Annotated in this window: 24 protein-coding genes; 12 read left to right on the forward strand and 12 right to left on the reverse strand. The window is 66.4% G+C overall.

Features of this window, described 5'->3' with window-relative positions; all coding sequences use genetic code 11:
• Window positions 1–16: 16 nt before the first annotated feature.
• The gene (gene guaD / locus ACTTAG_RS05845; protein WP_444464590.1) at window positions 17–1,300 is read right to left on the reverse strand and encodes a guanine deaminase; all 1,284 of its coding nucleotides are present in this window, start codon (window positions 1,298–1,300) and stop codon (window positions 17–19) included.
• 129 nt (window positions 1,301–1,429) lie between these two features.
• Here guaD and mgtE point away from each other — a divergent pair, with 129 nt between their 5' ends.
• The 6 genes from mgtE (at window position 1,430) to ACTTAG_RS05875 (ending at window position 8,886) form a co-directional block, all read left to right on the forward strand.
• Window positions 1,430–2,812, forward strand: coding sequence for a magnesium transporter (mgtE, locus tag ACTTAG_RS05850; RefSeq protein WP_444464591.1), 1,383 nt, complete (start codon window positions 1,430–1,432; stop codon window positions 2,810–2,812).
• Window positions 2,809–3,369, forward strand: a complete 561-nt coding sequence (locus ACTTAG_RS05855; protein ID WP_444464592.1) for a 5-formyltetrahydrofolate cyclo-ligase — start codon at window positions 2,809–2,811, stop codon at window positions 3,367–3,369. Before mgtE ends, ACTTAG_RS05855 begins: the two co-directional genes overlap by 4 nt.
• Before the next feature lie 625 nt (window positions 3,370–3,994).
• The gene (locus tag ACTTAG_RS05860) at window positions 3,995–5,725 is read left to right on the forward strand and encodes an AAA family ATPase (protein ID WP_444464593.1); all 1,731 of its coding nucleotides are present in this window, start codon (window positions 3,995–3,997) and stop codon (window positions 5,723–5,725) included.
• Complete coding sequence (locus tag ACTTAG_RS05865) at window positions 5,712–6,749, forward strand: hypothetical protein (RefSeq protein ID WP_444464594.1); 1,038 nt, start codon at window positions 5,712–5,714, stop codon at window positions 6,747–6,749. Before ACTTAG_RS05860 ends, ACTTAG_RS05865 begins: the two co-directional genes overlap by 14 nt.
• Entirely contained in the window at window positions 6,733–8,523 is a 1,791-nt protein-coding gene (locus tag ACTTAG_RS05870) for a patatin-like phospholipase family protein (RefSeq protein ID WP_444464595.1), read from the forward strand. Before ACTTAG_RS05865 ends, ACTTAG_RS05870 begins: the two co-directional genes overlap by 17 nt.
• Window positions 8,524–8,532: 9 nt before the next feature.
• A complete protein-coding gene (locus ACTTAG_RS05875) occupies window positions 8,533–8,886 on the forward strand; it encodes a zinc ribbon domain-containing protein YjdM (RefSeq protein ID WP_444464596.1) in 354 nt (117 codons plus the stop codon).
• 50 nt (window positions 8,887–8,936) lie between these two features.
• On the opposite strand, the gene ACTTAG_RS05880 is transcribed toward ACTTAG_RS05875, so the two are convergent.
• Window positions 8,937–9,518 (reverse strand): CHAP domain-containing protein, encoded by a 582-nt coding sequence (locus tag ACTTAG_RS05880; protein ID WP_444464597.1) that lies wholly within the window; start codon window positions 9,516–9,518, stop codon window positions 8,937–8,939.
• Between the two features lie 326 nt (window positions 9,519–9,844).
• Between ACTTAG_RS05880 and ACTTAG_RS05885 the strand changes: the two genes are divergently transcribed.
• From ACTTAG_RS05885 to ACTTAG_RS05905, 5 genes are all read left to right on the forward strand, one after another.
• Window positions 9,845–10,660 (forward strand): TIGR00282 family metallophosphoesterase, encoded by an 816-nt coding sequence (locus ACTTAG_RS05885; protein ID WP_444464598.1) that lies wholly within the window; start codon window positions 9,845–9,847, stop codon window positions 10,658–10,660.
• 132 nt (window positions 10,661–10,792) lie between these two features.
• Window positions 10,793–12,577 (forward strand): SLC13 family permease, encoded by a 1,785-nt coding sequence (locus ACTTAG_RS05890; protein WP_444464599.1) that lies wholly within the window; start codon window positions 10,793–10,795, stop codon window positions 12,575–12,577.
• 7 nt (window positions 12,578–12,584) lie between these two features.
• Window positions 12,585–12,953: a hypothetical protein gene (locus ACTTAG_RS05895; RefSeq protein WP_444464600.1), complete on the forward strand. Its 369-nt coding sequence runs from the start codon at window positions 12,585–12,587 to the stop codon at window positions 12,951–12,953.
• An 85-nt stretch (window positions 12,954–13,038) separates the two neighbouring features.
• On the forward strand, window positions 13,039–13,779 hold the full coding sequence (locus ACTTAG_RS05900) for a YebC/PmpR family DNA-binding transcriptional regulator (protein WP_444464601.1): 741 nt from the start codon (window positions 13,039–13,041) through the stop codon (window positions 13,777–13,779).
• Window positions 13,780–13,892: 113 nt separating this feature from the next.
• Window positions 13,893–14,585 (forward strand): hypothetical protein, encoded by a 693-nt coding sequence (locus tag ACTTAG_RS05905; protein ID WP_444464602.1) that lies wholly within the window; start codon window positions 13,893–13,895, stop codon window positions 14,583–14,585.
• 99 nt (window positions 14,586–14,684) lie between these two features.
• Here the strand turns inward: ACTTAG_RS05905 and ACTTAG_RS05910 are convergent, their stop codons facing one another.
• The 7 genes from ACTTAG_RS05910 to ACTTAG_RS05940 all read right to left on the reverse strand — a co-directional run bounded on the left by ACTTAG_RS05910 (window position 14,685) and on the right by ACTTAG_RS05940 (window position 19,570).
• The gene (locus tag ACTTAG_RS05910) at window positions 14,685–15,683 is read right to left on the reverse strand and encodes a hypothetical protein (protein WP_444464603.1); all 999 of its coding nucleotides are present in this window, start codon (window positions 15,681–15,683) and stop codon (window positions 14,685–14,687) included.
• Window positions 15,680–16,357: an ABC transporter ATP-binding protein gene (locus ACTTAG_RS05915; protein ID WP_444464604.1), complete on the reverse strand. Its 678-nt coding sequence runs from the start codon at window positions 16,355–16,357 to the stop codon at window positions 15,680–15,682. The genes ACTTAG_RS05910 and ACTTAG_RS05915 overlap by 4 nt, the downstream gene beginning before the upstream one ends.
• Window positions 16,354–17,493: an ABC transporter permease gene (locus ACTTAG_RS05920; protein WP_444464605.1), complete on the reverse strand. Its 1,140-nt coding sequence runs from the start codon at window positions 17,491–17,493 to the stop codon at window positions 16,354–16,356. Before ACTTAG_RS05920 ends, ACTTAG_RS05915 begins: the two co-directional genes overlap by 4 nt.
• On the reverse strand, window positions 17,490–17,819 hold the full coding sequence (locus ACTTAG_RS05925; RefSeq protein WP_444464606.1) for a hypothetical protein: 330 nt from the start codon (window positions 17,817–17,819) through the stop codon (window positions 17,490–17,492). Before ACTTAG_RS05925 ends, ACTTAG_RS05920 begins: the two co-directional genes overlap by 4 nt.
• Window positions 17,816–18,337: a nitrous oxide reductase accessory protein NosL gene (locus tag ACTTAG_RS05930; RefSeq protein WP_444464607.1), complete on the reverse strand. Its 522-nt coding sequence runs from the start codon at window positions 18,335–18,337 to the stop codon at window positions 17,816–17,818. The genes ACTTAG_RS05925 and ACTTAG_RS05930 overlap by 4 nt, the downstream gene beginning before the upstream one ends.
• Before the next feature lie 55 nt (window positions 18,338–18,392).
• Window positions 18,393–19,040 (reverse strand): nitrous oxide reductase accessory protein NosL, encoded by a 648-nt coding sequence (locus ACTTAG_RS05935; protein WP_444464608.1) that lies wholly within the window; start codon window positions 19,038–19,040, stop codon window positions 18,393–18,395.
• Window positions 19,041–19,135: 95 nt separating this feature from the next.
• Window positions 19,136–19,570, reverse strand: coding sequence for a DUF2946 family protein (locus ACTTAG_RS05940; protein WP_444464609.1), 435 nt, complete (start codon window positions 19,568–19,570; stop codon window positions 19,136–19,138).
• Between the two features lie 220 nt (window positions 19,571–19,790).
• On the opposite strand from ACTTAG_RS05940, the gene ACTTAG_RS05945 reads away from it, so the two are divergent.
• Window positions 19,791–20,678, forward strand: coding sequence for a DMT family transporter (locus tag ACTTAG_RS05945; protein ID WP_444464610.1), 888 nt, complete (start codon window positions 19,791–19,793; stop codon window positions 20,676–20,678).
• Window positions 20,679–20,743: 65 nt separating this feature from the next.
• On the opposite strand, the gene choV is transcribed toward ACTTAG_RS05945, so the two are convergent.
• The 3 genes from choV to choX form a co-directional block, all read right to left on the reverse strand.
• Window positions 20,744–21,805, reverse strand: a complete 1,062-nt coding sequence (gene choV / locus ACTTAG_RS05950; RefSeq protein WP_444464611.1) for a choline ABC transporter ATP-binding protein — start codon at window positions 21,803–21,805, stop codon at window positions 20,744–20,746.
• Complete coding sequence (gene choW, locus ACTTAG_RS05955) at window positions 21,802–22,833, reverse strand: choline ABC transporter permease subunit (protein ID WP_444464612.1); 1,032 nt, start codon at window positions 22,831–22,833, stop codon at window positions 21,802–21,804. The genes choV and choW overlap by 4 nt, the downstream gene beginning before the upstream one ends.
• A 75-nt stretch (window positions 22,834–22,908) precedes the next feature.
• Entirely contained in the window at window positions 22,909–23,835 is a 927-nt protein-coding gene (choX, locus tag ACTTAG_RS05960) for a choline ABC transporter substrate-binding protein (protein WP_444464613.1), read from the reverse strand.
• Window positions 23,836–23,893 lie beyond the last annotated feature (58 nt).

The raw sequence follows: 23,893 nt of genomic DNA on the forward strand, positions 1-23,893 counted from the left end.
GAAGCCGGGCCCCCGGCTATTTCATCCGCCGCCCGGCCACCCAGACCCCGGCGATGGCGCGGTCATCCCCCATCATGATCGTCGGGAAAAGCGCCTCCCAGAAATCGCCCGCCCGTTCGGCGCGCTGGGCAATCGCGGGGGTCGAGGCGAGATCGACCGCGATCAGATCGGCCTCCATCCCCACGGCGATATTGCCCACCGCCTGGTCGATGCGCAAAACCTGCGCCGCGCCAAGGGTCGCCAGATACCACAGCGCGGCGGGATGCAGCGCCCCGCGCCGCAGCTGCCCGATCTCATAGGCCGCGGCCATCGTGCGCAGCATCGAAAAACTCGATCCCCCCCCGGTGTCGGTCGCCAGCCCGATCCGCAGCCCGGCCGCCGAAAGCCCCGCCGCATCAAAGAGCCCCGAGCCGATGAAGCTGTTCGAGGTCGGGCAATGCGCCAGCCCCGCGCCGACATCGCGCAGCCGGGCGATCTCGCGCGGTTCCAGATGGATCGCATGGCCGTAAACGCCGTTTTCCCCAAGCAGACCAAAGGTTTCGTAGGTGTCCAGATAATCCCGCGCCGCCGGATAAAGGCTTTTCACCCAGGCGATTTCATCGAGCTGCTCGCTCAGATGCGTCTGCATCAGGCAGTCGGGATGCTCGGCCCAGAGGCTGCCCAAGGCCAGCAGCTGATCGGGGGTCGAGGTGGGCGAGAACCGCGGCGTGATCACATAGCCCAGCCGGTCCCGCCCGTGCCAGCGCGTCAGAAGCGACTTGCTTTCGTCATAGGCGGCCTGCGCCGTGTCGCGCAGCCCGGCGGGCGCGGTGTCGCGGTCCATGCAGGTCCGCCCCGCCAGCGCCCGCATCCCCCGCCGCGCCGCCTCGCCCATGAAGGCATCGACCGAGGACGAATGGATCGTCGCATAGGAACACATCGAGGTCGTGCCATGCGCCAGCGCCAGATCCAGATAGCGCGAGGCGATCTCGGCCGCATAGGCGGGATCGGCAAAGCGCATCTCCTCGGGGAAGGTGTAGCTGTTGAGCCAGTCGATCAGCCGCTTGCCCCAGCTGGCGATGATCGCGGTCTGCGGGTAATGCACATGCGCATCGACAAACCCGGCCGAGATCAGCCGCGCGCCCAGATCGGTGCGCCGCGCCTGCGGGTGGCGTGCCAGAACCGTCTCGGCCGAGCCCACGGCGACGATCCGCCCCGCGTCAATCGCCACTGCGCCCTGACGGTCATGCACCGCCGCCCCCGGCCCCTCGCGCAGCGCGTCGCCCGAAAACCGCAGCACCTGCCCCAGCAAAATCTCCACGCGCCACCTTCCTTTCCCGTGTGCCCCCATGCTAGGGCCGCGATCAGGCTTCGGCAATCACGGCTTTTTTGTCGCAGCCGGCTGCGATAAGGTGGCGGCAAACCAGAACACGGCACAGCAGGGGGCGGCATGGCACAGGAACGGGCAGAAGAGCACGATGCCGAAGACCTGCCCGCGCTGACCGGCGATCTGGTCGACCGTGTCCTGGCCGCGACCGAGGCGGGCGATGCCGTGCTTCTGGCAGAGCTGCTCGAACCGCTGCATGGCGCCGATATCGCCGACCTTCTGGAACAGGTCACCACCGCCGAGCGGCGCGAGATCTTGCGGCTTTACGGCCGCGAGATGGACGGCGAGATCCTGACCGAGATCGACGAGTCGATCCGCGAGGAGGTGATCGAACAGATCCCCGCCGATGTTCTGGCCGAGGCGGTCCGCGAGCTTGATTCCGACGACGTCGTCGATCTGATCGAGGATCTGGAGGAGGTGCAGCAGGAAGCCATCCTGGATGCGCTGGATGAAACCGACCGGGCCGCCGTCGAACAATCGCTGACCTGGCCCGAATATTCCGCCGGCCGTCTGATGCAGCGCGAGGTGGTGGTGGCGCCTGCGCATTGGACCGTGGCCGAGGCGGTGGCCTTCCTGCAGCGCGAAGACGACCTGCCCGATCAGTTCTATCACGTCATCCTGGTCGATCCCGCGCATCATCCGGTGGGCTATGTGACGCTGGGCAAGGTGCTGTCCTCCAAGCCCGACACGAAGCTGACCGCGATCACCGAGGACAGTTTCCGCACCATTTCCGCCCGGCAGGAAGAGGGCGACGTCGCCTATGCCTTCAACCAGTATCACCTGATTTCCGCGCCGGTGGTCGATGACGACGGCCGTCTGGTGGGCGTGATCACCATCGACGATGCGATGAACGTGCTGGACGAGGAGCACGAGGAAGACATCCTGCGGCTGGCGGGGGTGGGCGAGGAGAGCTCGATCTCCGATTCCGTGCTGGAAACCGTGCGGCAGCGGCTGCCCTGGCTGGTGGCGAACCTGTTCACCGCCTCGCTTTCGGCGATCGTGATTTCGCAATTTCAGGCGACGATTTCGGCGCTGGTGGCGCTGGCGGCGCTGATGCCGATTGTCGCCTCGACCGGGGGCATCGCGGGCACGCAATCGCTGGCCGTGGCGGTGCGGGCCTTGGCGACGCGCGATCTGACGGCCTCGAACGCGCGCCGGGTGGTGCTGCGGGAAATCGGCGCGGGGCTGGTGAACGGGCTCAGCCTTGCGCTGCTGCTGGGCGTCGCGGGCGGGCTGATTTTTGGCCATGTCGATCTGGGCGTGGTGCTGGGTCTGGCGATGATCGTCAATCAGCTGGTGGCGGCGCTGGGGGGCGTGATGGTGCCGCTGACGCTGGAACGGATGGGGCTTGATCCGGCGCTGGCCTCGGGCACCTTTGTGACGACGCTCACCGATGTGATGGGCTTTTTCGCCTTTCTTGGCCTCGCGACCTGGGTGCTGATATGACCGATCTGGCGGCGCGCAAGGCTTTGGCGCGCAAGGCCGCCTTCTCCGCGCGCAAGACCGCTTTCGCGGCGGGGCAGGGCGACGCCTGCGAGCATCTTCTGGCGGCGCTGATGCGGTTTTCGGGGGCGCCGCTGGCGGGCTATCTGCCGATCCGCACGGAAATCGACCCGCGCCCGGCGATGGCGGCCTATCGCGGCGCCATCGGCGTGCCGGTGATTCTGGGCGAGGGCCAGCCGCTGATCTTTCGCGCCTGGACGCCCGAGGCGCGGTTGATCCCCGGCCCCTTCGGCGCCTTCGTGCCCGAGACGGGGGCCGAGGTTACCCCCCGCGTGCTGATCGTGCCGCTGGTGGCGTTCGACCGGCGCGGGTTCCGGCTGGGCTATGGCGGCGGTTTTTACGACCGCACGCTGGAACGGCTGCGCGCCGCGGGCCCGGCGACGGCGATCGGCTTTGCCTTTGGCGCGCAGGAAATCGAGGCGGTTCCGGTCGAGCCCACCGACCAGCCGCTGGATCTGATCGTGACCGAGCACGGCCCGATCTTTCCCCATCCCGGCTGACACAACCGAAGCGCGGTTTTCGGACGCTTTCGGACGCGCGCGCAACCCTTCGGGTGCGTCGGGCCGCGAATCTGTTATGCTGGGGCAACGATCTTTCATCGGTTCTTGTCCCATGCGTTTCATCGAACGTCCGCGCGAGGCCCCGAAATCGCTTGCCGCCCCCGAGTTCCAGCGGATGCGGGAGGCCTATCTGGCATGGCTGAAGCTGGACGAAAAGCGCAGGGCGCAGACGCGGCCGCCGGATCGGCATTTGCCTAATCGATTAGTGGCACCTGATGACCTGACAGACTTCTTCGGAAGGAAATGTCCCTTTTGTGAAGCTCAAAGTGTCATCTACATACCTAGGTATCCTTTTAGACCAACCTCCGATGCGTTGTCCAAGGATGGTCAGGCGGATGCTTTGGCCTATGGTTGGTTAGCAGATGCGTGGCAGAATAGTTATAGAATTTGCCTAGACTGTCGCCCGAGTCAGGTGAACCTGTTTCCGGTTGCAGGGCTTCGCGCGCCCTTACCCTCGGTCGCGCTTTACGAGCGTTATGTCACCGAGGGAACCGGGGTTTGGCCTCTTGACCCCGCCGAGGGCGAGGATGGCAGCCGGGAAGAGCCTCTGCTCCTCGATCCCTGTATGGATCGCCACATCGAAGACCATCTGCGCGCCAACCCGGATGGCTCATGGACGCCGATTTCGGATCGGGGCGCGGCGACGATTGATCACTTTAACCTCAACCGACAAAGGCTTGTTGCGGAACGCGGAAAAGCCGTTGTGGACTGGTCCATCCTGACTGCCCCGCAAGACTTCCTCGCCGCCGACCGCTCCGCCGAGGACTTCACCGGCTTCCTCACCAACCTTGCCCGCCAACAAACTGGCGAGCTTCCTCCGCCCGAGATCTTCAAGACCGGCGCCGCGCCGACCGATCTGCCCGAAGGGTTGATGCTGTCGCTCGACATGATCTCGACCGCCATCAGCCCCGATCTTCTGACCATCGCGCCCCCCGAACCCGCCCCCTACAGCACCCCGCCGACGCTGACCCGGGTCGAGATCCGCGGCTTCAAGGGGATCGAGGCGCTCGACCTTGATCTGCCGATCCCCGCCGACGGGCATGGCGCGGCGCGGCTGATCCTGGGGGAAAACGCGGCCGGAAAATCCTCGCTGCTGGAGGCCATCGCGCTGGCGCTGGCCTCGGCTTCCGACCGCAAGGCGCTGAATATCAAGGTGCAAAGCCTGCTTCTTGACCCCGCGCAGATGGGCAGCCCGATCGCGGCGCGCAAATCCGGGCTGGTGCGGCTGACCTTTCAGGACGCGGGCGGCGGGCAAAGCCAGCTGCTTCTCAAACTCACCCGGCGCGGTTTTGCCACCGAAGGCCCGCGGCCCGAAAACCTGCCCGTTTTCGCCTATGGCGCCTATCGCCACTACCTGAAGGACAGCCACGACTGGACCCCCGGCCGCGGCATCCTCACGCTGTTTCGCAACGACAAATTGCTGTCGAACCCGGGGCGCTGGCTGCTCGACCTGCCCGAGGACCGCTTCAACGAGGTCGTGGCCGCCCTGCGCTTCATCTTCGGCCCCGGCGGCGATTTCGAGCGGATCGAGCGGCGGGACGGCGCCTGCATGGTCGTCACCCGCAAGGAGGAGGACGAGATTTTCACCCCGCTCGACGCCGTTTCCTCGGGGTTTCGGACCATGCTGGCGCTCTCGTGCGACGTGATGCGCTGGCTGATCGACGCGGCGACGCCCTGGCGCTTTCCCAGCCTGAAATCGGCGCGGGGGCTTCTCCTCATCGACGAGGTGGAGGCGCATCTGCATCCGCGCTGGAAGGTGCAGGTGATGGACGGGCTGCGCCGCGCCCTGCCGGGGATGACGCTGATCGCGACGACGCATGATCCTTTGTGCCTGCGCGGGATGGCGGCGGGCGAGGTGCTGGTCTTGCGCCGCATCCCCGGAGAGGCCGCGGGCAGTGCGCTGCCGGTCAAGGTCGATGCGCTGACCGCGCTGCCCGATGTCGGGCAATTGACGATCGAGCAGCTCTTGAAATCCGATTTCTTCGCGCTTTACGACACCGATGATCCGCGGGCGGGGGCGGCTTTGGCGGATTTGGTCGATGCTTTGGGCGGGCTTGCCCCCACCGACCCCGAGAAGGCGGCGAAACAGGCGCGGCTGCTCGCGCAGTTTCGCGGCGAGGTCACGGCGGCGCTGCCGGTCGGGCGGTCCGAGGTCTCGATGCTGGTGCAAGAGGCCGTGGCCGATTACCTGCGCGGTCAGGCCAGCCGGACCGATGCGCAGCGCCGCCGCCTGCGCGACGCGACGCGGGCGCGGATCGTGGCGATCCTGAAAGGGGACCGCGATGCGTCACGTTGAGCGCACGGGGCCGGTGCCCAAGGCGATGGACGGGCCCGAGAGCCCGGCGGCCCGCGAACGCGCCAAGGCAGCCGAACATGTCGCGGCGCAGCGCGCGGCGCTGGCGCGGGGCGAAAAACGCGGCAAGGGGTTTGACTATCGCGTCTACAAGGACGAGGGCGTGCGGGCTGCGCTGGAACGTCTGTTCCACGGCAAATGTGCTTATTGCGAAAGCGATTACGCGGCGCAGGCGCCGGTGGATATCGAACATTACCGGCCGAAATCCGGGGTCGAGGATGCGCCCGATCACATGGGCTACTGGTGGCTGGCGATGGATTGGGCGAACCTGCTGCCGTCTTGCATCGACTGCAACCGGCGCCGCTATCAGCTCTTGCCGCTGCCCACGACCGGATCGCTTGCCGATCTGCGCGCGGGCGCCAATACCGCGCTGAAGACCGGCAAGGAAACCGCCTTTCCGGTCTTTGCGGGCACGCGGGCCTTTGGTCTGACGCCCGATCCCGAGGCGGAAACGGCGCTCGAACGGCCCTATCTGCTCGACCCCTGCCGCGATGATCCGGGGCCGCATCTGAGCTTTCTGGTCGATGCGCCCGAGCCTTTGGCGCTGGTTCTGCCCGCCCGCACCGCCCCGGGCGAGGGGCTGCCCCTGCCGCAAATCGGCGCCGAGATCGGCCCCGATGCGGTGGCGCCCCATGTGTCGGCCCGCGGCGCGGTGTCGATTCAGGTTTACGGGCTGAACCGGCTGGGGCTGGTGCAGGCGCGCACCCGGATCTTGCGGCAGCTTGAAGTTCTGGGCGCGCTGGTGATCGAGGCGCATGCGCTCGCCGAGGATCTGGCGCAAAGCCCCGATCCCGCGGCGCGGGCGGCGGCGCGGATGGTCGCCGATTTCGCCGACCGGCTGGCCGCGGCGATCCGCGCCATGGCCGCGCCCGATCAACCCTATTCGGCCATGGTGGGCCAGTGGATCGACCACTGGACCGACCGGCTTGGCCCTGTCACGGAGGAAACCCATGTCACAGACGACTGACCTTCCGAGTTGCGATCTGGTGCTGAAAGGGGGGATCACCTCGGGGGTGGTCTATCCCAAGGCCTTGAAGAAACTGTCCGATCATTACCGCTTTTCGGAAATCGGCGGCACTTCGGCGGGGGCGATTGCGGCCGTCTTCGCGGCGGCGGCGGAATATGGCCGCGACAAGGGCGGCTTTGACAAGATCGAGGGGCTGGCCGAGGAGCTGTCCACCACCGTTTTGGAAAAATTCCAGCCGGTGCCGGAGCTTGCGCCGCTGTTTCGGCTTTTGCTTGCGGCGCAGAGGGGCAAGCAGCTGCCGATCCTCTGGGCGCTGATGCGCGGCTACCCGCGCGAAATGGCGCAGGGCGCGGCGCTGGGGCTGATCATCGTGGTGCTGGCGCTGTTCGCCTCGGCCACGGTGGTCTGGGGCTGGCTGCTGGTCGGCCTTGTGGTGATGGTCGCGGGGGGGCTGGGCTGGCCGCTTTGGGAGGCGAAGACACAGGCGACCGAGGGGCTGGCGGCCAATGATTATGGCCTCTGCCCCGGGCGCACGCAAAAGGGCTGGAAGCCCGACACCGGGCTTTCGGACTGGATGGCCAAGCGCATCGACGAGATCGCCTTTGGCGCCGTTGGCCCCGCGCCCTTGACGGTGAAGATGCTGGCGGAACGCGGCATCCGGGTGCAGACGGTGACCACCGACATCACCACGCACCGCCCCTTCGTGCTGCCGATGCGCAACAACCTGCATGCCTTCGACCCCGAGGAATTCGCCCGGATTTTCCCCGACCGGATCGTGGTGCATATGGTGGCGCAATCGACGCCCGTGGGCCCCGAATGGCAGGACCCGACCGGGCGGCTGCGCTATTTCCGCATCGAGGACCTGCCCGTGGTGGTGCTCGCGCGGATGAGCCTGTCCTTTCCGCTGCTGATTTCGGCGGTGCCGCTGCACCGGGTCGATCACACGCTGGTCAAGGCCGAGGGCGCGGCCAAGCTGCGCCGCTGCCTGTTTTCGGATGGCGGGCTGTCGTCGAATTTCCCGGTGCATTTCTTTGATCATGTGCTGCCGCTCTCGCCCACTTTCGGGATTTCGCTGGGCGAATTCGAGCCGCTGCGCGAAGCCGATCAGCCGAAATGGGGGCCGCGCATCAGCCTGCCCACCGATCCCAAACAGGGGCGGCTCTTGCCGACGCATCGGATTTCCGGTCTGGCGGGCTTTGTCATGGCGCTGTTCAACAGTGCCAAGGACTGGCAGGATTCGCTGCAATCGGTGCTGACGGGCTACCGCGAGCGCATCGTCACGGTGAACCTGACCGAGGACGAGGGCGGGCTGAACCTGCAGATGGCGCCCGAGACGATCACAAGGCTGACCGGCTTTGGCGAAACCGCGGGCGAGGCGCTGGCCACCGATTTCAGCCTGCCCGATCACCAGATGCGCCGCTTCCTGACCGAATTGCCGGCGCTGGAACGGGTGTTGATGGATTTCGCCGATCACTGGCGGGCCGCCGATCCCGCGGGCGTGCCGATCTACGAAACCCTGCTGCGCGACCATCACGGCGAAAGCTACGACCTGCCCGAGGCCCTGCGCGCAAAGCTGATCGCCCGGGCGCGGCGGATCGCCGATCTGGGGCAGGCCTTCTTCGAGGACCCGCTGAGCGCGGCGGAACAGGGGAAGCTGCCCGCCACCTCCTCGCGGATGCGCCATATCGCGGATATGGACACCACCCCGCGCAGTCAGGAACCCGATCCGGCTGCGGCCTGGCCGCATCTGGCCAAGCGCCCCGCCAGCGTGTAAGGGCGGGGCATGACCGATGACACCTTGCCGCCGTGCCCCGAATGCGCCAGCGCCTTCACCTATCAGGTGGATGCGCTTTTCACCTGTCCCGAATGCGGCCATGAATGGGCCCCCGGCGGCGAAAGTGCCGAGGCGGGCGCGCTGGGCGTGATCCGCGATGCGGTGGGCAATGTGCTGGCGGATGGCGACACGGTGACGGTGATCAAGGACCTGAAGCTCAAGGGCAGCTCGCAGGTGGTCAAGGTCGGCACCAAGGTGCGCGGCATCCGGCTGGTGCCGGGCGATCACGACATCGACTGCAAATTGCCCGGCGTCGGCCAGATCGGGCTGAAGTCGCAATTCGTCAAGAAGGTTCAGGATTAAGAAAGGGCGCCTCAGGCGCCCTTTTTCCTGCCGGAAGGAGAGGGGGGGCCTCAGCCCCGGTCCTTGGAGATGAAGCCTGCCACCGGATAGACCCGGCCCGGCGCCGAGGCCTGGCTCATCACCCGCACCTGGCTCCAGTCGTTGTTCTTCGACACGTCATGCACGGTCATGCCCAGCGAGATCCGGTTGCGCTGCCAGTTCGCATGGTCGATCTTGATCTCGCGCGGCGAGACCACTTCGGACACCACCGCGACATGGCCCATCGGCATCTTGCGGGTGGCGGAAAAGGCCATGACGGCGCCGACTTCCGGGGTGTGGCTGCGCTCATACCGCCCCGAGGCCTTCGACCACCAGGTGCCCGCATTGCCCTGCAGCTCGATCCCCGAGACATTGCGCGCGAAGGGCACGCACCAGACCCGGCCGCCGCGGGCGCGCAGCTCGCTGGCCAGCGCCACGGCATTGTCGCGCCGCACCGGGTCAAGACCTTCGGGACGATCCTGCGCCGAGGCGAAATTCATCCGCGTCGCCTGTTCGCCACCGCCGAGGCCGCCGCAGGCCGACAGCGCGGCCAAGGCGGCAATGGCCAGGGGAAGCCGGACCAGATGGCCGGAGAGTTTGAGCGTGATGTTCATCAGACCTTGAAACGAAATGTGAGTGTGTGGCGCCGACAAGGGCGTCTTCGGAGGGGAGCCATAGCCGGGTTCGGCAACAGAGTTAAAGCTTCCTGAAGATGCGGCGTGGCAAACGGGCGGAATCCTGCCATCACGGGGTTTTCGGGACAGCGGATTTCCGCCGAGGCTGAAATTTTTCGCTGGCTCCCCCGATGGGTCGGTGCGGGAGTCCCGGCCCGAAAACCGGTCCGGTTCGGGGCGGATTCGGGGCGCGATTTCGGGGTGCGATGGCGCATTCGTGCAAGGCAAGTGTTGCTTTCCGGCGGGGCTTTTGCCAAAGAAAACCGATGAAGATCTTGTTTCTTGGCGATGTGATGGGGCGCGCGGGACGTGCGGAGGTGGCCGAGCGGCTGCCGAAGCTGCGCGCGGACTGGGGTCTCGATTTCGTCGTGGTGAACGGCGAAAACGCCTCGGGCGGCATGGGTCTGACCGGCGAGCATGCGAAATTGCTGCTGGCGGCGGGGGCCGATGTGGTGACGCTGGGCGATCATGCTTTCGATCAGAAGGACATGATGCGCTTCATCGAAACCGAGCCGCGGGTGATCCGGCCGCTGAATTACGCCAAGGAGGCGCCGGGCAAGGGCGCGCGGATTTTCGAGGATCGGCGCGGCCGCAAGGTGCTGGTGACGCAGGTTCTGGGGCAGGTCTTCATGAAACGCCCCTTCGACGATCCGTTCTCGGCCATGGACACGGTCTTGCGCACCCATCCGCTGGGCGGGCTGGCGCAGGCGATCGTGGTCGATGTCCATTGCGAGGCGACCTCGGAAAAGATGGCGATGGGGCAATATTGCGACGGCCGGGCCAGCCTTGTCGTCGGCACCCATACCCATGTGCCCACCGCCGATGCGGTGATCCTGAAAGGCGGCACGGCGTATCTGAGCGATGCGGGGATGTGTGGCGATTACGACAGCATCATCGGCATGGAAAAGGCCGAACCGATGCGCCGTTTCCTGACCGGCATGGCCCGCGACCGCTTCACCCCCGCGGCGGGGCCGGTGACGCTGTCGGGCGTCTATGTGGAAACCGACGACCGCTCGGGCAAGGCGCTGAAAATCGCCCCGGTGCGCCTGGGCGGACGCCTGCCCGAGGCGCTGCCGATCTGAACCCTTGCGCCCGGATGCCAGACAAATCAGCACTTTTTCGCTGCACCCCAGCCAATGATGCCGCCCGCGTCGATCCGTGCTTGCCCGAGGCCCTCGGGCGGCTAGTATCGCGGGCAAGGAAAGAGGCCTGAAATGATCGACCTTGGACTGAGCCAGACGGCGGAAGCCTACTTCACCCTTGCGCTGATCGTGGCGATGTTCGCGCTGTTCATGAGCGAGATTTTCGCCACAGAGGTCGTCGCCATCGGCGGGGCGGCGCTGGTGCTGTTTCTGGGCATCGTGCCCTACAAGGAGGCCACGGCGGTTTTGTCGAACAACGCGCCCTGGACCATCGTGATGATGTTCATCCTGATGGGGGGGCTGGTGCGCACCGGCGCGCTGGACTGGCTGACGCGGCTGGCGGAACGCCATATCGACGACCGCCCGGTGCTGGCCGTGGTCGGCATCTTCGCCGCCATCGCCGCGGCCTCGGCCTTTCTGAACAACACCCCGGTGGTGGTGCTGATGATGCCGGTGATGATGGCGCTGGCGCGCCGGATGGGGGTTTCGCCGTCGAAATTCCTGATCCCGCTGTCCTATGCCGCGATCCTGGGCGGCACGATGACGCTGATCGGCACCTCGACCAACCTGATCGTTGACGGCGTTGCGGTGGGCAAGGGGCTCGAGGCCTTTTCGATGTTCGAAATCTCGGGCCTTGGCATCGTGCAGGTGATCGTTGGCGGGCTTTACATGCTGCTGCTCGGGCGGCACATCCTGCCCGACCGCATCTCGATGGGCGCGCTTCTGGGCGAGAAGCGCAAGATGAAATTCTTTACCGAAGTGGCGATCCCCGAGGGCTCTTCGCTGATCGGGCAGGGCGTGAACGAGATCGACCTGTTCAAACGCGAGGGCATGCGGGTGATCGACGTCTTGCGCGGCGATGCCAGTTTGCGGCGCGACCTTGCGGCGGCGGTTCTGGCGGCGGGTGACCGGGTGGTTTTGCGCACCGAAATGGCCGAGCTGATGAGCCTGCAGCAGAACACCGACCTGCGGCTGGTGGACAAGCTCTCCTCGGTGCAGACCGAAACCGTCGAGGTGCTGATCTCGCCCGGCTGCCGGATGATCGGGCGCTCGCTCGGCGATCTGCGGTTGCGGCGGCGCTATGGCGTCTATGTGCTGGCGGCGCATCGGCGCAACCAGAACATCGGCCGCAAGCTCGATGATCTGGTGGTTGTCGTCGGCGATACGCTACTGCTGGAAGGCGCGCCCGAAGACATCGCGCGTCTGGCCGCCGACATGGATCTGGTCGATGTGACCAAGCCCACGGTGCGGCCGTTCCGCCGGTCCAAGGCGCCGATCGCGGTGGGCGCGATGGTGGCGGTGGTGATCCTGTCGGCCTTCGACGTCGCGCCGATCCTGCTTTTGTCGACGGTGGCGGTGGCGGCGATCCTGCTTACCCGCGCCATCGACCCCGACGAGGCCTTTTCCTTCGTCGAGGGGCGGCTGATGGCGCTGATCTTCGCGATGCTGGTCGTCGGTGTCGCGCTGGACAATTCCGGCGCGGTCGAGCTGATCGTGGGCTGGGTGGCGCCGTTCCTGCGCGATCTGCCGCCGCAGCTGACGCTTCTGGCGATCTATGCGCTCGGCTCCTTCCTGACCGAGGTGGTGTCGAACAATGCCGTGGCGGTGATCCTGACGCCGATCGCGATCCAGATGGGGCAATCGCTGGGCATCGACCCGCGCCCGCTGGTGGTGGCGGTGATGTTCTCGGCCTCGGCCTCGTTCGCGACGCCGATCGGCTATCAGACCAACACGCTCGTCTATGGCCCGGGGGGCTATCGCTTTTCCGATTATCTGAAGGTCGGCGTGCCGCTGAACGTGCTTCTGGCGCTGGTGGCGACTTTCGTGATCCCGCTGTTCTGGCCGCTTGTCCCCTGAGGTTCCCATGCGTTTCGCCCTCCTTCTGCCTGCTGTCCTAGCGCTTTCGGCCTGTGCCCTGCCCGCGCCGCCCCCGCCCAATCCGGCGCGGATCGACCTTCTGGCCGACCGTCTGACGGTGCATTTCACCGATGGCAGCCGCTGCAGCGCCGATATCGCCGCGGCACCCGCGGGGCGGCTTGCGGGCTGCGCGGTGGCGATGGACTACAGCGTCACCCTGCGCCGGCAGATCCACATTCCCGCCGCCGAGGGGCTGATCGAGCCCTATGCGACGGTGCGGCTGACCCGCCCCTCGGATGGCCGCGTCTTCGACTGGGTCACCCCCGAGGGCGGCGAGCGGCACCGGCCGGTCAATTACGGCCATCAGCCCGGCTGAGGGGCCGGTTCATTGGCGCGGCTTGCGGTAAGGGCGGGCTTTGGCTATAGCGGCCGCCAGCACACCAATTCGACGGAGTAGGGGCATGGCAGGCCATTCCAAATGGGCGAACATCCAGCACCGCAAGGGCAAGCAGGATGCGATCCGCTCGAAGATGTTCTCGAAGCTGGCGAAGGAGATCACCGTCGCCGCCAAGATGGGCGACCCCGACCCCGACAAGAACCCGCGCCTGCGGCTGGCGGTCAAGGCCGCCAAGGCGCAATCCATGCCCAAGGACGTGATCGACCGCGCGATCAAGAAATCGCAGATGGGCGATGCGGCGGATTACACCGAAATTCGCTACGAGGGCTACGGCCCGAACGGGATCGCGATCATCGTCGAGGCGATGACCGACAACCTGAACCGCACCGCCTCGAACGTGCGCAGCTATTTCACCAAATCGGGCGGCAACATGGGCCAGACCGGCTCGGTCAGCCACGGCTTCGACCGGGTGGGCGAGATTTCCTATCCGGCCTCGGTGGGCGATGCCGATACGGTGATGATGGCGGCGCTGGAAGCCGGGGCCGATGACGTCGAAAGCGACGACGAGGGCCACTGGATCTATTGCTCGGTCGAGGCGCTGTCGGAAGTCTCCGAGGCGCTGGAAAAGGCTTTGGGCGAATCGACCGAATCGAAGCTGATCTGGAAGCCGCAGACGACGACCGAGGTCGATCTGGAAACGGCGCAAAAGCTGATGAAGCTCATTGACGCGCTGGAAGACGATGACGATGTGCAGACGGTGACGCATAATTTCGACGTTCCCGAGGATGTCGCGGCGCAACTCTGAGCCGGTTCGGATCGAAACGGGGCGCCCTTCGGGGCGCCTTTCGTTTTTCGGGCGGAATATGTTGATCGCTTTTGCCGACGTGGCACTCTGGGGAAAACCACAGGGAGCCCATGATGATCCTGCGTTCGCTTGCTGCCGTTGCCGTTTCTCTGTCGCTTGCCCTTCTTTCGCTCGCCGGGCCGCTTGCCGCGGCAGAGATGGGCTGCCCCACGCCCGAACAATTGGCCCGCGGCCTCGCGGTCAAGGTGCCGAAGGGCCCCCCCTTCACGCTGGTCGCCGACCGCTCCGGGGCGCGGCTGACCTGGCAGCTGAGCGAGATGCGCACCGTCTCGACCTTCGGCCGCGGCGGCGTCGCGCTGATCGAGGAGACGGGCGCCTTCAACGGCAGCGTGCCCGACGATGTGGTGGGCGGGCCTGCGGGCACGGAAACCCGCGATGTCTACAGCTATAGCTTCGCCCCCAAGGCCGATCCGGGCAAAAGCTGGACCGGCCGGGTCCGGGTTTCGCATGATTTCGACTCGGCCTCGACCGGGCCGCAGCCGACCGAACATTACAAGGCCGAGGCGCAATATGTCTTCGCGCCGCAGCAGGTGGTGGCGATCTCGGGCTGCGACTATCGCGTCGTGCCGACCGAAGTGCTGCTCTCGGTGCGCGACCCGGAAGACGGCAATGTCTATGTGCTGCAAAAGCGCGGCCTGATCCATTTCCCCGATTACGGCTTTTCGGTCGTGACCAAGGCCGGACCCGACCGCGATGTCGCGGCAGCGCTGAAATGGGGCATCGTCGGCTTCAGCCCGCTGCCCTGACCGCGCTCCTTTCACCTTGGCTTAAATATCCCGGGGGTCCGGGGGCGGAGCCCCCGGCGGGTCGCCTCGGCGAGAGCCGAGGCGAAATATTCTGGGGGGTCAGCCGAACAGGATCAGGTTCGAACGCGCGATCACCCAAAGCGTCACCGCGCCATAGGCGGCAAAGCCCGCCATCGCCCAAATGGTCAGGCGGCGCATCACCGTGGGCAGGGGCGCGCGCAGGCTTGCACGCGATGCAAAGGGGCTGACCACGCCCAGCCCCAGCGCCAGCGCCGTGGCCCCGAAAAGCGGCAGATAAAAGGCATAGCCGATATGGCCATATTCCGGTTTCAGGATGCAGAAGGGGCAATGGTGGTTCGGGTTTTCATAGACGTATAGCGAGATCGTCGAGACCATCGCCACCAGCGCCGCGCCGAAATAACCTGCCCCCGCCAGGGCAAACAGCCCATGCCCGCGCCCGCGGCGCAGCGCGTAAAGGCCGCTTGCCAGCACCAGCCCCCCCGCCAGTGCCAGCGCCCCAAGCGCCAGCGCCGGATCAAGCGCCGCCATCTCGTCGGACACCCCTTCATTCGCCGGGGTGAAGAGCTTCGAGCAGCACGAGGTGATGACATCGGTGCGCAGGTTCAGGAAATAGGCCAGCTGCAGCCCGCCGGTGACCAGAACCAGCGGCGCGATCGCCAGCGCGGCCGCATATTTCACCCGCGTCAGCGGATAATCGCGCCCAAGCCGGTCGACATGATCCAGCACCAGCCAGACCGCCGCCGCGAAAAAGGTGGCGATCTGCCCATAAAGCGCCGGAAAGCCGTAGCCGTTCACGTTCAGCGTGCCCACCGCGCACATCGCGCCCACGAAGAGTGCGGCCATCCGGTCGGCGTTGAAGACGAACAGGAACAGCGCCGCCGCCTCGGCCGCCATCACCAGCGCGAAAAGGGTCGAAACCAGCTCCGTGCGCCGCTCCATCAGCACCTGCCCGCGCGTGCCGCTGGCCAGATCCCAGCGCCGCAGCACTGCAACCCCGAAGCCCGCCGACCAAAGCGCCACCAGCCCGGCCAGCGCCGAGACCAGAAGCAGCGTCAGGATCGGGGTGTGAAAGATCATGACCGCACCTGCACGATCGCGCCGTCCTGCATCTCGACCACCGCCGTCACCGGCGCGGCGGCGATGATGCGCGGATCGTGGCTGGTCAGGATCACCGTTTTCCCCTGATCCCGCAGCCCGGCGACGATATCCAGAAAGCGATGCGTCAGCGCGGTATCAAGGTTCGCCGTCGGCTCGTCGGCGATCAGCACCGGCGCGTCATTGACCAGCGCCCGGGCAATCGCCGCCCGCTGCGTCTCGCCGCCCGAAAGCACCTCGACCGGCATCCGCGCCTTGCCCGCAAGGCCAAGGCTGTCGAGCCGCGCCAGCGCCCGCGATTCGATCACGGCGCGGGGCTCGCCCAGGGGGGCGGCGGGCAGCATCACGTTTTCCAGCACGGAAAGCCCGCGGATCAGGTTGAAACGCTGAAAGACGAAGCCGAAGCGGCGCCGCCGCAGATCGGTCAGGAACCGTTCGGGCAGGGCAGAGATCACCTCGCCCGCCAGCGTGATCCGCCCCGTCGTCGGCCGCGCCATGCAGCCCACAAGGCTGAGCAGCGTCGTCTTGCCCGAGCCCGAGGGCCCCATGAACACCGTCACCCCCGGCGCAATCGCCAGGTCGATGCCCCGCAAGGCGGTGACTTCGTTCGACCGGCCTTCGTTGTAGGTCTTTGAAACCTCGTGCAGGGTGATCATCGCATCACCGCATCCGGATCGGCCGCCGCGGTGCGCCAGACCGGAACCACGGTCGCGGCGGCATAGGGCAGGGTGGTCAGCAGGAACAGCGTCCCCAGTTGCAGCGCGTCGATGGCGGGCGTCAGCCGGAAGTCGGGATAGATCACCGCCCAGCCCTTCAGCACCGGCGCAAAAAGCGGCGCCCCCGCCCAGAAGACATGCGCATAGGCCAGCGTGCAGCCCAGCAGGAAGGCCCCGCCCGACACAAGGCCGCCTTCCCACAGTTTCATCGCGATCACGTCGCTTGTGTCCCAGCCGATCGCCTTCAGGATGCCGATTTCGCGCGCCTCCTCGGCGGAAAGCCCGGTGGCCTTTTCGGCGGCGAAGATCGCGAAAGCCAGGATCGACACGAAGGCCAGCGCCACCATCACCCCCTCGCGCCAGTCGAAGAGCTTCTGATAGGTGCGGGCGATGTCGTCCCGGGTGACGAAACGCGCCTCGGGCAGCAGGGCCGAGGCCTTTTCGACCACGGTCGACAGCTCGCGCGGGTTTCGCACATGCACCGCCAGATCGGTGAACTGGCCCTCTGGCACGTTGAAAAAGCTGCGGAAATCGGCCTCGGTCATCAGGATCAGATCGGCGCTGACCAAAGCGCTGTCCGCCGCCAGCGTGCGGGCGATGTCGAACCGCACAAGGTCGCCCTCGCGGCGCGACAGGAACAGCGGCGTGCCCTGCCATTTGAAGCCGCGTACCCGCGGCACCGCCTCGCCCAGGATCACCTGACCGGGGGGCGGGGTCAGGGCGGCCTCGCCTGGCACCATCACCGTGTAATTCGCGCCATTGACGCGGTCGTAATGATAGCCCCAAAGCCGCCCCTCGACCCGGCTCACGCCGCGGATCGCGGCGATCTGCGGCACCGCCCCGGTGCCGATCATCGCCTGCCGACCCAGGGTCAATTGCTGCACGATCAGATCGGGGGCGCTCGCCAGCGTCGCGCCCGCCTCGCGGCGCAGGCTGGCGGCAAAGAACATCGCCGAGGCGAGCAGGAACACCACCGCGGCAAAGACCACGACCAGCGACAGGTTCTTGATACGTCGCCGCGCCAGCGCCGCGACGGTGAAATCCAGCAGCGCCCGGTGTCGGTTCAGCGCGCTCATCGCAGATCCTCGGCCGAAAAATCCAGCGCCGTCGGCCCGAAATCTGCCGGGGGGGCGATCAGGCTGCCCGAAGGAAAGTGTTCGAAAGACAAGGGGTTATCCTGAAAGGCTGTGGCAAGATCGGCCAGCGCCGGATGGCGGGTGTAGCGCGCCTCGGTGAACAGCGCCAGATCGGTCAGCCCAAGCGCGCCGACCAGCCGGGCCGTCTCGGCCAGGCGCGCGGCGTCGCGCGGGGCGGTGAGCAGCGCATGCGCGGCCTCGGCCCCGGCCAGGGCCGTCAGCGCGGCCAGCGCCGCCAGCACCGGGGTCGCGGGGCGCAGGCTCACTCGAACAGGCCCTCGTCCAGCTTCGCGGGCAGGTCGGCGGGAACCTCGGCGAAGCGCAACAGGCGCTTGCCCGCATGGTCTTTCATGAAGTCGGCCGCGTCGGCGTCACTGGACAGCGGAACGAATTCATGCCCCATCGGACCGAGCACATCCGAGCCGATGGCGAATTGCGCCTCGGCCGCCGCGATCTGACGCACAGCATAATAATCGGTCACGCCCATCGCGGTGATCTGATCGGCGCTGCGCCCGGCGGCATAGCGCGGCACGTCCTGCACGAATTTGAAGAAATCCTTCGGACCGTCGAAATGGAAGGCCATGCCATCGGCAAAGACCACCGTCGCGATCCATTCGGGGTAACGCGCGACGAACATGCCGCAGACGGGGCAGGTGTCGCGCGGCCCGGGTTTGGGCAGATCGACGGGCGCGGCATCGGCGCGGGCGGTCTGCGGCAGGCCGAAGGCAAGCGTCGACACGCCCGCCAGAAGGCCAAGCGCGTTGCGGCGGGAAAGGTTGCACATGGTCAACTCCAGACCCGGCCATGCCAGTTTGGCACGGCCGGAATGTTGCAAAAGGTCAATTCGAGCCGGGCATCTTCATGCCCATTTCATGGCGTTTCTCGCCGCGGCGCTTGCGGATCATGCTGGTGTCCTTGGCCATTTCGACATAGGCGGCCATCAGCGCCGCGTCGAAATCCGCAAGGCTTGCCCCGGCGCTGGCCGCGGCGGCGGCTTCGGCCTTGGCCCGGTCGGCATAGGCGCGTTTCGACACCGCCGACATCGTGCCCGGCTTCGCGGGGTCGATCACATAGGTCATCGCGGCGGTATCGGCGAGCGGCTTCAGATCGCCCTCGGCCCCGGCATCGCCCGCATAGATCGCCTTCGGTCCGGCATCCATGTTCAGCGCCAGCGAGATCGCCGCGCAATGGATCGAACAGGTGCCGTCCACGGTGTCGTTTTCATAGACGATCAGATGGCGCGAGGCGGAATACATCCCCCGCATCATGCCGCAATAGGGGCAGCGCGGATATTTGCCCAGATCATCGGTCAGCGGGTCGGTATCGACCTTGAGAAACCGGGTCAGGCCGTTTTCATCGGTCCATTGCATCGGGCTGACGGGCTTTTCGGCGGGCGTCATCGCCATTTCGGCGCGGGCGGGCAGGGCGGCCAGCGGCATCAGCGCGGCGGCAGTGGTGGTGGCGGCAAGAAAATCACGACGTTTCATGGCTGTCTCCAAAACGGATGGCAGGGTTGGGATCAGGCGCGGCGGGGAACCCGCGGGGACGGGGAGGGCGGGACGCTGCCCCCCTCGCGCCCCCGTCACAGGTCCGCGACAGTCGGCGGCGCGCGGATCAACCCGCCGCGGGGGACGGGCGCAACGAAGACAAAGGGGATCAGCGCCGCGGGCTCGAGCGCGGCCAGAAACTGCGGCACGGGCGGCACCAGCAGCGGCGGCGCGGGCGTGGCAAAGGCGCAGACGGCGGCGCTGGTGCAGATGGCGCAACTGCCGTGCCCGGCGGTCTTTGTGTCAAGCACCCGGCCCGAGACGGGGTCGTAAAGTGCCCCCCCCTCGCCGGTGCAGAGCTGCAGGAACCCCGCCCGCGCGCCCGGGCCAAGGCCGCCCAGATCCTGCAGCGCCGAGGCGCTGAGATGTTCGGCAAAGAACAGGCCTTGCAGGACCATCGCCAGCACCGCCAGCCACCGGGCGAAAACGCCGGTGCGCAGGGGCATCTGGGGGTGGGCGGGGCGGATCATCGGGGCTCGTGGGCGTGGGTTCGGGTCAGGATCGCGGCAGTCGCGGCGGAAAGCAACATCATTCGTGCAGCTTTTCGGGCGGTGCCATGCGTCCTTGGCTACCGCGAACCGCAAGGCCGCCGCCTTGACCGAGGTCAAGTGTCGCGGGCCAATCGGCCGCGCCCTGTATCCCGCACAATCGCCCGCTTGCGCCTGCGCGCGGGGCAGGGCAGCAAGGGGCATGACCCCGATTTCCGACCAGAACCGCCCGCTCGAGGGCGTGCTGTGGATGCTGGCCACCGGCCTTGCCTTCGTTTTCGTCAACGGCATCGTGCGCCATCTGGGCACCGCGCTGCCCGCCGCCGAATCCGCCTTCATCCGCTTCGCCTGGGGGCTGCTGTTTCTGGCCCCCTCGCTGCGGCCGCTGATGCGCTCGGGCATTTCGCCCGGCCTGTTCAAGCTTTTCGCGCTGCGCGGTGCGCTGCATACCATCGCCGTGATGCTGTGGTTCTATGCCATGGCGCGGATCACGATTTCCGAGGTGACCGCGATCGGCTATCTCAATCCGATCATCGTCACCCTGGGCGCGGGGCTTCTGTTCGGCGAAGGCTTCCGCCCGGCGCGGATGGCGGCAATTGCCGTGGCTATGATCGGCGCGCTGGTGGTGCTGCGCCCGGGCCTGCGCGAGCTGTCGCCCGGCCATCTGGCGCAGCTCGGCGCGGCCATCGGTTTCGGTCTGTCCTACCTTGTGATGAAGCGGCTGACGCAGCTGGCCCCGGCAACGACCGTGGTGGCGGTGATGGCGCTGTCGGTGACGATCGGCCTTGCGCCTTTCGCCATTGCCGTCTGGCAACCGGTGAGCCTGTCGCAGCTGCTGTGGCTGGGCGGCGTCGCGGTCTTTGCGACGGCTGGGCATTACTGCATGACCCGCGCCTTCGCCTGCGCGCCGATGACGGTGACGCAGCCGGTGACCTTCCTGCAGCTGGTCTGGGCGACGCTTCTGGGCTGGTCGGTCTTCGGCGAGCCGGTCGACCCTTTGGTGATTCTGGGCGGCGCCATCATCCTGGCCGCGGTGGTGTTCCTGACCTGGCGCGAGTCGCGTGGGCAGCCGTCGCAAGGGCGTATTTGAGCCAAGAAAAAGCCCGAGGTCGAAGGGCCCCGGGCTTTGCTTTTTCTTGGTGCAAATACGCCTCTTTACCCCTTGGCGGCGGTGCCGCGCGGGTCGATCAGCCGGGCGATCACGCCTTCGCGGGTGATCCGCCGCCCATCGGTCAGCGCCACGGCGGGGACGGTTTTCAGCAGCTCCATCACCTTGATCACCGGGGTTTCGGGGGCAATCGGCGTGCCCTCGGCCGCGCCCGGTTCGGCCATGTCCTCGGCCGTGAGCACCCCAAGCGGGTTCATGTGGGCGACGAATTCGGCCACATAATCATCGACCGGATTGGCGATGATTTCCCGCGCCGTGCCCATCTGCACCAGCCGCCCCCCCTCCATCAGCGCAATGCGGTTGCCAAGCTTGAAGGCCTCGTCCAGATCGTGGCTGACAAAGACGATGGTGCGCCGCAGCGTCGATTGCAGTTCCAGAAGTTCATCCTGCAGCTTCGCGCGAATGAGTGGGTCCAGCGCCGAGAAGGGCTCGTCCATCAAAAGGATCGGCGCTTCGGTGGCAAAGGCGCGGGCCAGACCGACGCGCTGCTGCATGCCGCCCGAAAGCTCGCCCACCTTGCGCTCGGCCCAGTCCGTCAGGTTCACCAGCTTCAGCTGCGCATCGACGCGGTCGCGCCGCTCGGCCTTGCCCATGCCGCTGAGTTCCAGCCCCAGACCGACGTTTTCGCGCACCGTCCGCCAGGGCAGGAGGCCGAATTGCTGGAACACCATCGCCACGCGGGTTTGCCGGATGCGGCGCAGGGTCTGCGGATCGGCATGGGTGACATCGACAAGGCCGTTGCCGTCGCAAACCTCGACCTTGCCGCGGCAGACCGGGTTCAGCCCGTTCACCGCGCGCAAAAGCGTCGACTTGCCCGAGCCTGACAAGCCCATCAGCACAAGGATTTCGCCCTCGGCCACGGAAAGCGAGCAGTCATGCACCCCCAGAACCTGACCCGTGCGGGCCTGGATCTCGGCGCGGGACAGGCCCTCGTCCATCAGCGGCAGGGCGCGGTCGGGGTGATCGCCAAAGACGATCGAGACATTGTCGAACCGCACCGCGACGCCCGCGGTCAGCTTCGGATCGGTGATCAGGGTCGCGTGTCTCATTTCGATCCTCCGAAGCGCATCATCCGGTCCAGCACGATGGCGACGACGACGATGATCATCCCCGATTCAAAGCCCAGCGAGGTGTTGACCGAATTGAGCGCCCGCACCACCGGCACCCCAAGCCCGTTCGCGCCCACAAGCGCCGCGATCACCACCATCGAGAGCGAGAGCATGATCGTCTGGTTCAGCCCCGCCATGATCTGCGGTAGGGCATAGGGCAGTTCGACCTTCCACAGCACCTGCCGCGGCGTGGCCCCAAAGGCGCGCGCGGCTTCCAGGAGCGGCTGCGGCGTGGTGGACACCCCCAGATGCGTCAGCCGGATCGGCGCGGGCAGCACGAAAATCACCGTCGCAATCAGCCCCGGCACCATCCCGATGCCGAAAAACACGATCGCCGGGATCAGATAGACGAAGGTCGGCAGCGTCTGCATCAGGTCAAGGATCGGCTGCATCGCCATGTAAAGCCGCGGCCGGTGCGCGGCGGCAATGCCGATCGGCACGCCCAGCGACATGCAGACAACACAGGCCGAAATCACCAGCGTCAGGCTTTCCGTCGTCGGTTTCCAGTAGCCCTGGTTGAAGACGTAAAGCAGGCCCAGAAGCACGGTGAGCAGGATCGACACCCGCCGCTGCAGGAACCACGAGATGCCCAGGAAAAACCCCGTCATGATGAAGGGCTGATAGTCCGGCGGGTAAAGCGGGGTATATTCTGCCGCCCCGGTGATCCAGGAAATGTCCAAGGGCGTCGCAAAGATCGCCATGATTGCGTCGATCAGCGTTTCGAAAATCGCGGCCAGATGGTCGAAGACAAGCGAAAAGCTGTCGCGCATCCATTCGAAGACCTGCTTGGCCCAGGGGCCGACCGGGATTTTCCATTTGCCGGTGAAAAGATCGGTGCCGCTGTGGCCGGTGATCAGCCCGGTGCCGATCAGCAGCCCAGCCAGTTTCTCCAGCACCGTCTTCACCAGAATGGCGCCGAAAATCGATACGGCGATGGTGCCGATCAGGCGCATCGTTTGCTGTAGCATGTCGCTTGCCTTGCGTGGTTCGGAAAACCGGCAGGCGGGGGCCCGCCTGCCGGGATCGTCAAGTCAGCGCAAGGCTTATTTCAGCGCCGCGGTCACCGCCGCCAGACCGTCGCCGCCGTCCTTGGTGGTGACGCCCGCAAGCCAGGGGGCCAGAACCTCGGGATGGGCGGCCAGCCAGGTCTTGGCGGCCTCGGCCGGGTCGATGCCGTCATCAAGGATCTTGCCCATGATCTCGTTTTCCATCGCCAGGCTGAATTCGAGATTGGAGAGCAGCTTGCCCGTGTTCGGGCATTCGGTGGCATAGCCCTTGCGGACATTGGTGCGCACCTCGGCGCCGCCGAAATTCGGGCCAAAGACGTCATCGCCGCCGGTCAGGTAGCTCATCTTGAAATTGGCGTTCATCGGATGCGGTTCCCAGCCCAGGAACACCACGGGCGTATTGTCCTTTTCGCCCTTGGCGACGGCGGCGAGCATCCCTTGTTCCGAGCTTTCGACAACCTCGAAGCCCGACAGGCCGAACTGCCCCGCGGTGATCATGTCGAGCACCAGACGGTTGCCGTCATTGCCCGGCTCGATCCCGTAGATCTTGCCTTCCAGCGCGTCCTTGTGGGTGGCGATATCGGCGAAATCCTTGATCCCAAGCGCGGCGCCCGCGGCATTGGTGGCCAGCGTGTATTTCGCGCCGACAAGGTTCGTGCGCAACGTCTCGACCGAGCCATCCTCGCGGTAGGGCGCGAGATCGGCCTCCATCGAGGGCATCCAGTTGCCGAGGAAGACATCGACATCGCCCGAGGACAGCGCCGTATAGGTCACCGGCACCGACAGAAGCTTGATGTCGGTTTCATAGCCCAGCGCCTGCAGCACCGTCGTCGTCACCGCGGTCGTCGCGGTGATGTCGGTCCAGCCCACATCCGAGAACGTCACCTTGTTGCAATCGGCCGCGGCGGGAAGGGCAAGCGAAACTGTCGCAGCCCCGGCAAGAAGGAAGGAACGAAGCGTCATCAGGGTCTCCCGTTGGTTGCCCGGTTTACGGTCAGGCTTTTTGTTGATTGACGAGTCA

The sequence above is a fragment of the Rhodobacter capsulatus genome (genome assembly GCF_052363185.1).
GTDB lineage: Bacteria > Pseudomonadota > Alphaproteobacteria > Rhodobacterales > Rhodobacteraceae > Rhodobacter > Rhodobacter capsulatus_E.